This is a genomic window from Posidoniimonas polymericola (genome assembly GCF_007859935.1).
GTDB lineage: Bacteria > Planctomycetota > Planctomycetia > Pirellulales > Lacipirellulaceae > Posidoniimonas > Posidoniimonas polymericola.
Window position 1 is genome coordinate 1 of record NZ_SJPO01000009.1, and the last position, 10,934, is coordinate 10,934.

Consider the following 10,934-nt stretch of genomic DNA (forward strand, 5'->3'; position numbering starts at 1 on the left):
GACATACGCCACCTCTACCACACACAGCCGCAATAGCGCAAGTTAAAATCGTGTGAAGGATTTACCGGACGCTACTGGGCTCCGCCAGTGCGATAGGGAGTCGAACCTTGCCCTAGCGCCGCACTGGGCAGAGCCAGTGGCACACGAGGCGGGCTTAGAGTTGTGCCCTACCTCAGCAAGGCGCCTGGATCCAACCAGAACACGCGGAACGCATCCAGAAGCGGCTGGGCCTCGTGCCGGTCGTGCTGGGCAGAGTGCTCGCCGTTGATCACCATCAGCAAATCGTGCGCTGGCACCGACCGGTCGTGTCCGTCGAAGCTGCATTCGATCGCGAGGCGACGGCAGTTCGCGGAGGCTAGGCGGCGTGGCGTTGGGCGCCCGCTCGCAAGCGCCCGCTCGGGCCCCGCTCGCGGCGTGACCGCCGGCGTGGGCAATGGGCGCCAGGCGGCTTGGCGCTGAATGTACACGCCGCCCGAGCGGTTGGGCGTCGCTGGGGTCCTGCTTACGCCTAAGACCTTTTGCCACCATACTTTCCAGCGACACCCAGGCCACTGGCGCCGGATCTGCATTCGGGTCTATGCCCCCTGAACCACCAGACGTCTATGAACGCCGCCCCCCGCGAAGCTCCGAGTCACCGGTCGCAAGCGATGCATCAGTTCCCCTACTTCACCGACTACATCAACGGCGTCTTCGCCCGCGAGAAGAAGCAGTGGGATTTCTTGCTCGTCCGGCCGCTCTTGCTGGTGCTCTACTTCTTCGTGCGGTTTGTCAGCTTCCCGCTGAAGTTTGTGTTCCACCGGTTCCCGTTGGGGTTTGAGCCGTACCTGATTGATTTCTGCATGGCGTTCGGGATGAAGTACCTCGCCCGCGCCGACGCCGCGGAGCTGTTCATGCGGCACGTCCAGATCGAGCCGCTGCTGTACCAGCACATCCTGCGGCGCCGCGACGACCCGCCAGAAGCCAATGGGATCAAGCTGAACACGATCGACGGTGACTACAGCGTCGAGGACATCCGGACGGTGCTTCAGAACCGCCTGACCATCGGGCACGACCTCTTGTCCTACGAGGTGGTCGACCGGTTCGACAAGCAGACGTTCCTCGACAACCTCGACTACATCCGCTCCGTCCAGCCGGGCGACCACGAGCTGTGGAGCAAGGCCGTGCTGGAGACCAACCGGCGGCACTCGCTGCAGTGGTTCGGCCCCACCAATATCGTGATGCTCATCGTGCTGGCGATCACGGTGTTCGGCGACCTCCGAACCACCGTCACGGCGCTGAACTCGTTCGGGTCGGACTCCGTACTGCTGTGGTGCGTCAAACGCATCTACGCCGGCAACCAAGAGGTGCAGTCCGATCTCGATTTCTTCATGCAGGAGGTGTCCAACCGCGGCCACTACAATTCGAGCGCGTTCTTCTCCAACCCCAGCCAGTACCTCTACTACCACATCGTGTTCGACGAGGTGGTGTACGACCTGCTGCGTAGGGTTCCCCCGCCCCGCAGCGAGGCGACCTAGCCAATGCCCTGCTACATCACCCGCACCGCCTCGTTCCTGCCGAATGCGCCCGTCGACAACGACGGCATCCAACGCCGCCTCGGGGTGCTTGACGGCGAGGGCGAGGTCCGAGACGCCATCCTCGCGATGAACGGGATCCGGCGGCGGCACTACGCCCAGAACGATCACCAGGAGCCGACGCACGACGTCTACGCGTTGGGCGCCGAGGCGGTGAACCGGCTGGCGACCCGCGCCGACGCTACCCGCGCGACCTTCCTGTCCGCGGGGACGACGTTCGCCCCCCTCGCCGCGCCCGGGTACTCGTCGATACTCCACTCACGGCTGAGCGAGTGCGGCGTCCTGCCGAGCCCGGTCGAGATCAGCTCCCACGCCGGGATCTGCTCTTCGGCCTCCGCGGGGTTGGTGGCGGCGGCCCGGGCGGTGGCCAGCGGCGACCACCGCACCGCGCTGTGCGTCGGGGCGGAACACGCCTCGGAGGTCCTTAAGTCAACGGCGATCCGGCCGGTCGACGACCGCAACCAGCACGGGAACCTCCGGAATAGCCAGTGGTTCATGTCGGTGTTCCTGAGGTTCATGCTCTCCGACGGTGCCGGGGCGCTGCTGCTCGAGGACCAACCCAACCGCCAGGGACTTTCGCTGAAAATCAACTGGACCCACTCGCTATCGCTGGCCAACCAAGCCCCCCTGTGCATGAAGCTGGAGAACCACAACTCGCTGCTCAGCCAGGACGTTTCGGTCCTCTCCAGGCATCTGTTCCCGGCCGCCGAGGTCTTCCTGCGGGACGCGTTCCAGCAGCACGGGGACTCGATCGACTCGCACACGGTCGTGCTGCCGCACATGTCCTCCTTCTTCTTCCGACGCAAGATGGAACGGGTGATCGCCAACAGCGGCGAGGGCGCCCCCACGCCGTACTGGACTAACCTCGCCACCGCTGGCAACACCGGCGCCGCGAGCATCTTCGTCATGCTGGACGAATTCCTGAGCGAGGACCGCGTGGCCCCTGGCGATCGCGTGCTGCTGTTCGTGCCGGAATCGGGGCAGTTCAACTTCGTGCTGATCAGCCTCACGGCGGTGGCGCCATGACCGCCGGGCGGGGCCGGCTCGCGATCGTCGGCGCCGGGAGCAGCGGGCTGATCAGCCTCAAGCACGCCCTCGACGCGCTGCCCGAATGGGAGATCGAGTGCTTCGAAGAATCGGACACCGTGACTGGGGCGTGGGGCCGCCCGTACGACGGCTTCGTCTCGACGTCGACCAAGTACACCACGCAGTTCAGCTGCCTGCCCGTCTACGACGCGTCGGTCCAGCCCGACCGGGGCGAGAGCCGCAGCGAGTTCTTCCGCGACGGCGAGTACGGCGAGTACCTCAACCGGTTCGCCGAGCATTTTGATCTGCGGCGGCACATCAAGTTTCGCCGCCGCGTGCTCTCGGTCCGCCGCCCCCAGGACGCCACCGGGTGGGAGGTAACCTTCCAATCGGACCCAGCCGCTGAAACGCAGACCAGCCGGTTCGACGCCGTCATCCTCTGTACGGGCCTGGTGGCCGAGCCTCGATCGTCGGGCGACCATCCGCACGCCATCGACCCGAGGACGCTCTTCTCGCACGAACGCACGGCGTCGATCACCGGCAAGGCCGTGGCGGTCATCGGCGGCGGAGAAATGGCCGCCGACTTCGCCAACCGCTTCGCGCGGCCCGAGCTCGGCAATCGAGTGCTGCTGTCGCTCCGCTCGGGAGTCCGCGTGAGCCCGCGGTACCACCCGATACGCGGCGTGCCGTCCGACTTCCTGCGGAACCGGCTCATGCTGTCGATCCACGAAGACATCCGCAACCGGATCGGGAACTGGTTTGTCCGCACCCGCATCCGGCGACAGGAATGGCTGGAGTGGCTCTTCCCCGACGCCAAGTCTGCGGGCGCCGCTCACGATACGCAGGCCTACGCCCGCCGCAAGCAGTGGGGGGAGATCCTCAACCGCCGCGCCCAGCACAACCTGTTCGACATGTTTCACAACAAGAGCGACGACTTCCTCACCGCCGTCGCCGAGGATCGCCTGCGCATCGTCGGCCCACCGGTCGACTCGTCGTTGACCAAGTGGGAAGGGTTCGACGACGACGGTCCCCACCACTTCACGCCGGACGTCGTGGTCCCCGCGATTGGCTTCCGTTCCAGGCTCGGCGAGGTCCTGGGCGGCGGAGCCAGCGTACGCGACTTCTACCTCGGCTGCCGGCACGCCGAGCACGACGACCTGTTTCTTGTCGGGTTCGCCCGGCCGGTGATCGGCAACATCCCCTCGATTAGCGAGATCCAGGCCAGGTACGTCAGCAGCGTGATCGCCGGCCGGACGCCGCGCCCCGACAACCTCACCGAGCTCCATCGGGCGGACGTCGAAGCCCGCACCGCACGGTACCGCGGCGTCGACACCCGACTAATCTACCCCGTTGAGATGTTCCCCTACTGCGATCGCCTGGCGGCGGCGATGGGCGAGAGCCCACGGGCGGCGTCACTCGTGGACTGGTGGACCCAGAACACGGCCCCGGCCACGACGCTCGACTACCACTGCTTCGGTGAACAACGCGGCGCCCGCCCGCGGCCCCCTACCTACATGCCGACCGTGCTGATAGCGCTGCTCCTCGCCCTGAAGCCGGTCGATTGGACTTACCGGCTGCTGCTTGCCTGTCGCTGAGCGACCCGCACCCGCAGACCGTGCTTGGGCCGCATGGTCAGCAACGCCCGGACCTCGTGGCGGTGGCGCGGGTCGACCCGGATCCTGAGCTTCCGGGCCAGGGTCGCTAGCACGACCACCAGCTCTTGCATCGCAAAATGAACGCCAACGCAAACCCGTGGCCCGCCGCCGAACGGCACGTACGCGTAGGTCGAGCGGCGGTTCTCTTCCTTGCCGGGCGAGAACCGGTTGGGGTCGAAGACCTCTGGGTCGTTCCAGAACCCCGGGTGGCGGTGGAGCGCGTAGCGGCTGAACGCCACGGTGTCGCCCGCCCGCAACGTGGCGCCCCCGAGCTCGACCTCCCGCGTGACGTTTCGGTTCTCAAACCAGAACGGCGGGTGGAGCCTGAGGGTCTCGTCGATGACCATGCGGGTGTAGGTGAGGCGGGGCACGTCGGCCGACTCGATCGGCCTGTCGCCGAGGACCGTGTCGAGCTCTTCGAGCAGCCGTTGCTCGACCGCGGGGTTGCGGTCGAGCTCGTACCACGCCCACGTGAGCGCGACCGACGAGGTCTCGTGCCCGCCCACGATCATCCCCAGCACCTCGTCTCTGATCTCAGCGTCGCTCAGCGGCGCCGCCTCGCCGTCGGGCCCGCCCCCGCAGAGCAGCGATAGCAGGCCGCCCTCCGAGCCGTCACGGCGGTTGCTGTCGAGCATCCGCTGAATGAACCCGTGGAACTCTCGGACGGTCCGCTCGAGGCGTAGGTTGAGCGGCGAGGGGAACCAGGCGCTCCGGATCACCGGCAGCGGCGCCTTGGAGCTGAAGTGATCGATCGCGTGCGTCCAGCGTTGGACCGATTCCTGCGCCCCGTCGAACCCGTCCTGGAACAAACTCCGGCCAATGATCTCTAGAGTTAGGCGATCCATCTCCGGTGCGATATCGAACGACGCGTCGCGGCGGCAGAGCGGCAGCCAGCGGGCCGCCGCCTGCTCTGCCGCACGGACCATCAGCTCGCAGTAACCCTCGACCTGCCGCGGACCCAGCACTTTCTGGGCGGCGGCGCGGCGCCGCTTCCACGACTCGCCCTCGGCGACGACAAGTCCGCTCCCGAACGCGCGCCGGAACCGGTCGTAGAGCGGGCTGTTCTTGTCGAACGTGTCGTGGGCGCCCTGCAGCACCTGCTTCACGAGCGCAGGGTGGTTGACCAGGTAGAAAGAGATGGGGCCACGGTACTCAACGAAGTCTCCGTAGTCCTGGATGAGTCGCTCGAAGAACCGCTCGCGGCTGCCGGCCAGCATCCACAGCTTGTGGGACCACGGCGGCCGGGCGGGCGTTCCTGCAAACGGCGCTGGTTCCGGGTCTGAGGTCATTGGCTGCGGTAGTCCAGGCTAGGCATCGCGTAATCGAGATTGCCCCGCGGTGCGGCGGCGATCACCGTATGCCCCCTGAGGTCGGCCGGGCGATCGCGCCGGCTAATCCTCGCCCAGGAACACCTTGAGCACTTCCTCCGGCGCGGGGGCGTAGCCGCTGGGGGCCATCGAGCAGCTCGCGCGGCCCTGCGACAGCGAGCGCATCGCCGAGCTGTAGCCGAACAGGTTCGCCAGCGGGGCCTCGGCGTGCAGCACGGTGTCCGTGCCGCGGAGCTCGGTCTTGTGGATGATCGCGCGGCGCTGCTGCAGGTCGCCCACCAGGTCGCCGACGTGCTCCTCGGGCGTCGAGAGCTCCAGCCGCATGATCGGCTCTAGCAGGACAACGCCCGCCTCGCGGAGGCCCTTGTCCACCGCCAGGTTGGCGGCCGTGCGGAAGGCGATCTCGGTGGCGTCGGTCTCGTGGACGTCGCCGCCCAAGAGCGTGACCTTCAGCCGCATCAGGGGGAAGCCGAGCGTGCCGCTGCCGGCGATCGCCGACTCGAGCTCCTCGATCACCACGCAGAGGAACTCGTTCGGCAGGCCGTGGTTCGGGTCGATCGACACGGTGACCGGCGGCAGCTTGGCTGCGAGCGGGCCGCTGGGCGTGTACGGCTCGACCTTCAGACGCACCGCGGCGGTGTGCTGCGCGCCGTTGATCAGCCGGTTGCACTCGCCGGTCACCACGGCCGGGCCGGCGATGGTCTCGCGGTAGCTGACGCGCGGCTTGTGGACCTTGATCTTGAGGCCGAAGTCACGCTCCAGCCGGTGCTGGATGACCTCCAGGTGCAGCTCGCCCATGCCGCTGATCAGCGTCTGGCCGGTCTCCTCGTTGTCCTCGAAGCGGAAGGTGGGGTCCTGCTTCTTCAGCATCTCGAGCATCTGGCCGAGCTTCTTCTTCTCGGTGGAGTTCTCGGCCTCGACCGCGACGCTGATCACGGTCTCGGGGAACTCGATCGACTCCAGCACGATCGGCGCGCGGGTGTCGCACAGGGTGTCGCCCGTGACCGACTCCCGCAGGCCCAGCAGCGCGACGATGTCGCCGGCCTGGGCATGCTGCAGCTGCTCGTCCTTCTTGGTCGCGTGGATCCGCCACAGCTGCGAGACGTTCTCCTTGAAGTTCTTGCCGGCGTTGAGCACGCGGGAGTTCGGATTGATCTCGCCCGAGTAGACGCGGACCCAGTAGAGGTCGCCGGTCTTGAACGGGAGGATCTTGAACACCAGGCCGCAGAACGGCTCGGCCGGGTCGGGCTTGCGGACCAGCTTCTTGGGCGGGGTGTCCTCGGCGGCGCCCTTGCGCTTGCCGCCCTCGACCACCGGCTCGGTCCCGACGACCGGCGGCATCTCCAGCGGGTGCGGCAGGTACGCGGCGACCGCGTCGAGCACCTGCTGGACGCCGATGCCGTGCAGGGCCGAGCCGCACAGCACCGGCTGCACCTGCAGGTGGATGGTGGCCTCGCGGACCACTTTGTGGATCAGCGCCGCGGGGATCGGCTCCTCGGAGAGGGCCAGCTCCATCAGCTCGTTGCTGTAGTCGTAGAGGGTCTCGAGCAGCTTCTCGCGCCACAGCTGGGCCTCGGGCAGCAGCTCCTCGGGCACGTCCTCGGCGACGATCTCGCGGCCCTCCTTCCCCTCCGGGAACGTGAGCAGCTTCATCGTGACCAGGTCGACGATGCCGCGGAACGGGTCGGCCACGTGCTGCGGCCCCAGCCCGGCCGGGATCTGCAGCGCCAGCGGGTGGGCGCCCAGCCGGTTCTCGATCTCGTCGAACACGTTCTCGAAGTTGGCGCCCTCGCGGTCGAGCTTGTTGATGAACGCGACCCGCGGAACCTTGTACTTGTTGGCCTGCCGCCAGACGGTCTCGCTCTGGGCCTCGACCCCCTCGCGGGCGCTGAACACCACCACGGCGCCGTCGAGCACGCGGAGGCTGCGTTCGACCTCGGCCGTGAAGTCGACGTGGCCCGGCGTGTCGATCAGGTTGATGTTGACGTCCTTCCACGGGAACTGCACGCACGCCGAGTAGATGGTGATGCCGCGTTCCTGCTCCTCGGCGTCGTCGTCGGTGGTGGTGGTGCCGCGGTCGACCTCGCCCGCCCGGTGCCGCGCGCCGCTGACGTACAGCATCCGCTCGGTGGTGGTCGTCTTGCCGGCGTCGATGTGGGCGATGACGCCAATGTTGCGGATCTTGGTAAGGTCGGTGGACATGGGAGTTGGTAACCGCCAAGACGCCCAGGGGCGTCAGGACTCAAAGGTTTCGATGGGGACAGGTAGTGGAAGCAGGGATCGGCGTAGATTGGCGAAGACGTGGCCGGGCTCACCGCCCGAAAGCGGCTCTCCGGGCGGCGATCAACGGGCGCGGATCGACCTTCCACGTTCCGTTCTGGTTGACGACCGACAGCGGCGGGTTCATCGGCTCGCCGTTGATCTCTGGCATGAGCTGAAGCTCCTGCCGGTTGACGTCGGCGTCGGTAAGGGTGCGTCGGCTGCCGCCGGGCAGCTGCAGATTCTCGCCAACCTCGCACCGATGAATCTCCGCTTTTGGCACGAGCTCTTTCATCATCGCAACAACCTCCGGCGGCGGGCCGGAGCCCTGGAAGAGGATCTTCGCGTCGGGGTGGTCAAGCATGACCTCGCTGGCGCCAGCTGGGTCTTGGGTGAGCATCGCCAACACGAACGCTCTCGCGGCGGTTTCAGCAGCGGCCCAATCCGCCTCGCGCGGCTCAATGGAGTCGTCGTCGCTTTGGCGCCGGTTCGCCTGGGACTCCTTGAGGCTGACGCGGACACGCTGACCAACACGGTCAAGCAGCTGCTGGAGCGACTCCCGCGGCTTCCTGATCGCCGAGAGGCTCACAAGAGTGAGTTCGCCGTCGTCGACCCTGACAATCACGTGCTCGGCCGGCCGCCCTTTGCTAGCGGCGGCGAGGGCGATCCCTTGGAAGTCGACGCCCGCAAACTTGACGGCCTCTCCGCGGGACCCGGCGGGCGCCAGGCGATCGATCAGGGAAGCGGCGGTCTCGGACGGCCCCGCCAATCTTCGCATCACAGCGACGCTGGTCGACGAGGCGTCGTCCACGACGATGACCGTGGTGTTTTCTTGATAGTCGCCCTTGCGTGAATCGAGCTTCAAGCGGTAGGGGTCCTTCCACGCCACCCCGAGCGGGCGGTGGACACTCCGCCACACGAACCAGTCCCCCTTCGACTCGCAGTGGTCGAATGAGATCGACTCGGCGGCCGCCGTCGACGCCGCCGCCGCCACGACGACGCACGGCAACAAGGCAATCAGCCGGTGCAATCCGGCCCCGGCACGCGCGGCGTGGATCTCGGTGGGGTCGGTAAACATAGCGGTGGACTCCCAAGGGGTCGCCGGCCACAGGGACTCAACGGCCGTCCCCTAGGGCCAGCGGCACGGCGGAACCCGGATTCTACCACGATTCGCCCCGACTGGCTGGGGCGGATCAGCCCGCGGCCAGCCGCGCGAGCAGCTCGACCGGCGTGACGACCTCGATCGTGGGGTAGGACGCCTGGAAGGCCTGGCCGACAGGGTCCCACGGATCCGCCAGGGCGAGCAGGTCGCGATCGCGGCTCACCACCAGGCTGGCAGAAGCCGCGATGGCGAGGTTGATATAGTGCTCGTCCTTAGGATCGCGCTGGAGTAAGAAGACTTCGAGAGGCTCCGGCAAGAACGTAGCGCACCGCCGAACTCCATCACAGAAATAGTCGAGGCGTTGGACTGTGATTCCGAATTTGTGGGCGATCTTGGGCCGCAGACACACGTCCCTGAGTTCGTTCAGGATGTACTGCGATATGTAGAGGCTGACCGTTCCTTCACCCCCAGCGTCTAGGCACGAACCCGCCGGCCCCGTGGGTCCGATCAGCGCCTGGAAGTAGACGTTGCAGTCGAAGACGACGCGCGGGGCTGACATCACTCGCCCCGCCGCATCGCGTGCTTCTCCTGCTCAAAGAGCTCGACCGCCTCATCCTCGGTCATGCCCGACTGCTCGAACGCCTCGCGGACGGGGCTGAGCACCTCGTTGAGGTCAGCCTGCTGAGAAGCCTTGGCCTGCGAAACAGACGCCCGCAGCTGGCTAACAACGAACGCCTCGTAGTCGACGCCGGCGGCCGAAGCCTGGTCGGCGAGCTGCTTGGCGAGGTCGTCGGGGATGTGCAGCGTCATGGCGGTTCTCCTTGAATACAAGCATATCCCGCCCCGTGGCGTGGGTCAAAAAAGCCCGCCGCCAAACAAAAAACGCCGGGCCTTGAAAACAAGGCCCGGCGTTCGATTGTCTGCGGCGTTGATAGCTTAAGCGGCTACCAAGCGAAGTGCGCGAACGCCTTGTTGGCGTCGGCCATGCGGTGGACGTTCTCGCGGCGGGTCATGGCGACGCCCTCGCGGTTGTAGGCGTTGACCAGCTCGTCGGCCAGCTTGAGGTGGGTCGGACGGCCCTTCTTCTCGCGGATCGCCATCAGCAGCCAGCGGATCGCCAGCGACTGCTGACGCGTGCGGTTGACCTGCATCGGCACCTGGTAGGCGGCGCCGCCGACGCGCTTCGAGCGGACCTCAATGGCCGGCTTCACGTTCTCCACCGCCTGGGTGAAGACCTCGATCGGCTCGACGTCCGGCACCCGCTCCTTGATCACGTCCAGGGCGTCGTAGAAGATCCGCAGCGCGGTGCTCTTCTTGCCGTCGTTCATCAGGCAATTGACAAACTTACTGGCGAGGAGCGAGCCGTGCACGGGGTCCGGCTTGAGCTGCTTGCGACTTGCGGTAATACGGGCCATAAGGGGGCTGTTAGCTAGTGGCGTTTGGCTGTTGGTAAAAACGGTTTCGAGCGTGTCCGGCGCCGGCGGTTAGCGGGGGCTAACGGCCTGGGGCCAACAGCCTCGTTACTTCTTCTTCTTGGCGCCGCCGTCACGCTTGGCGCCGTAGCGGCTGCGGGACTGCTTGCGGTCCGACACGCCGAGCGTGTCGAGCGCGCCACGCACCACCTGGTAACGCACGCCCGGCAGGTCGCGGACACGGCCGCCGCGGACCAGCACGATGCTGTGCTCCTGCAGCGTGTGGCCCTCGCCCGGGATGTACACCGTAACTTCCTTGCCGTTGGACAGGCGGACACGGGTAATCTTCCGCAGGGCAGAGTTCGGCTTCTTGGGCGTCATGGTCCGGACCTGCAGACAAACACCCCGCTTCTGGGGGCACTTGTTCAGAACCGGCGACTTGCTGAACTGCCGCTTCTTCTTGCGGTTTTTGCGGACGAGTTGATTGATTGTGGGCATGAATCAGGTTTACCTACGTGGCGTGGCTCGCTAAGGGCGAACCTCACAGGGTATCGAATTTTGCCCGGGTGTCAACCGGGGGG

Annotated in this window: 11 protein-coding genes; 3 read left to right on the plus strand and 8 right to left on the minus strand. The window is 66.6% G+C overall.

All coding sequences use genetic code 11. From position 1 onward, the window contains the following. Nucleotides 1-167: 167 nt before the first annotated feature. On the minus strand, nt 168-296 hold the full coding sequence (locus Pla123a_RS25185) for a hypothetical protein (RefSeq protein ID WP_261342758.1): 129 nt from the start codon (nt 294-296) through the stop codon (nt 168-170). A 351-nt stretch (nt 297-647) separates the two neighbouring features. Between Pla123a_RS25185 and Pla123a_RS17365 the strand changes: the two genes are divergently transcribed. From Pla123a_RS17365 to Pla123a_RS17375, 3 genes are read left to right on the plus strand one after another with little or no spacing between them, the layout of a single operon-like run. Beyond that, on the plus strand, nt 648-1,514 hold the full coding sequence (locus Pla123a_RS17365; protein WP_146589305.1) for a hypothetical protein: 867 nt from the start codon (nt 648-650) through the stop codon (nt 1,512-1,514). 3 nt (nt 1,515-1,517) lie between these two features. After that, nucleotides 1,518-2,597, plus strand: coding sequence for a 3-oxoacyl-[acyl-carrier-protein] synthase III C-terminal domain-containing protein (locus tag Pla123a_RS17370; RefSeq protein WP_146589306.1), 1,080 nt, complete (start codon nt 1,518-1,520; stop codon nt 2,595-2,597). Beyond that, on the plus strand, nt 2,594-4,192 hold the full coding sequence (locus Pla123a_RS17375; protein ID WP_146589308.1) for an FAD/NAD(P)-binding protein: 1,599 nt from the start codon (nt 2,594-2,596) through the stop codon (nt 4,190-4,192). Before Pla123a_RS17370 ends, Pla123a_RS17375 begins: the two co-directional genes overlap by 4 nt. On the opposite strand, the gene Pla123a_RS17380 is transcribed toward Pla123a_RS17375, so the two are convergent. The 7 genes from Pla123a_RS17380 to rpsL all read right to left on the minus strand — a co-directional run bounded on the left by Pla123a_RS17380 (nt 4,165) and on the right by rpsL (nt 10,851). Then, complete coding sequence (locus Pla123a_RS17380; RefSeq protein ID WP_146589310.1) at nt 4,165-5,541, minus strand: cytochrome P450; 1,377 nt, start codon at nt 5,539-5,541, stop codon at nt 4,165-4,167. The two genes, Pla123a_RS17375 and Pla123a_RS17380, sit on opposite strands and share 28 nt — an antisense overlap. Nucleotides 5,542-5,643: 102 nt before the next feature. After that, the gene (gene fusA / locus Pla123a_RS17385) at nt 5,644-7,782 is read right to left on the minus strand and encodes an elongation factor G (protein ID WP_146589312.1); all 2,139 of its coding nucleotides are present in this window, start codon (nt 7,780-7,782) and stop codon (nt 5,644-5,646) included. 109 nt (nt 7,783-7,891) lie between these two features. Continuing rightward, nucleotides 7,892-8,917 carry a hypothetical protein gene (locus Pla123a_RS17390; RefSeq protein WP_146589314.1) on the minus strand — a complete coding sequence of 342 codons (1,026 nt, stop codon included), beginning with the start codon at nt 8,915-8,917 and terminating at the stop codon, nt 7,892-7,894. 115 nt (nt 8,918-9,032) lie between these two features. After that, nucleotides 9,033-9,500, minus strand: coding sequence for a putative toxin-antitoxin system toxin component, PIN family (locus Pla123a_RS17395; protein ID WP_146589316.1), 468 nt, complete (start codon nt 9,498-9,500; stop codon nt 9,033-9,035). Then, a complete protein-coding gene (locus tag Pla123a_RS17400) occupies nt 9,500-9,751 on the minus strand; it encodes a hypothetical protein (RefSeq protein WP_146589318.1) in 252 nt (83 codons plus the stop codon). The genes Pla123a_RS17395 and Pla123a_RS17400 overlap by 1 nt, the downstream gene beginning before the upstream one ends. 134 nt (nt 9,752-9,885) lie before the next feature. Beyond that, nucleotides 9,886-10,356 (minus strand): 30S ribosomal protein S7, encoded by a 471-nt coding sequence (gene rpsG, locus Pla123a_RS17405; RefSeq protein ID WP_146589320.1) that lies wholly within the window; start codon nt 10,354-10,356, stop codon nt 9,886-9,888. Between the two features lie 105 nt (nt 10,357-10,461). Further along, nucleotides 10,462-10,851 carry a 30S ribosomal protein S12 gene (gene rpsL / locus Pla123a_RS17410; RefSeq protein ID WP_146589322.1) on the minus strand — a complete coding sequence of 130 codons (390 nt, stop codon included), beginning with the start codon at nt 10,849-10,851 and terminating at the stop codon, nt 10,462-10,464. Nucleotides 10,852-10,934 lie beyond the last annotated feature (83 nt).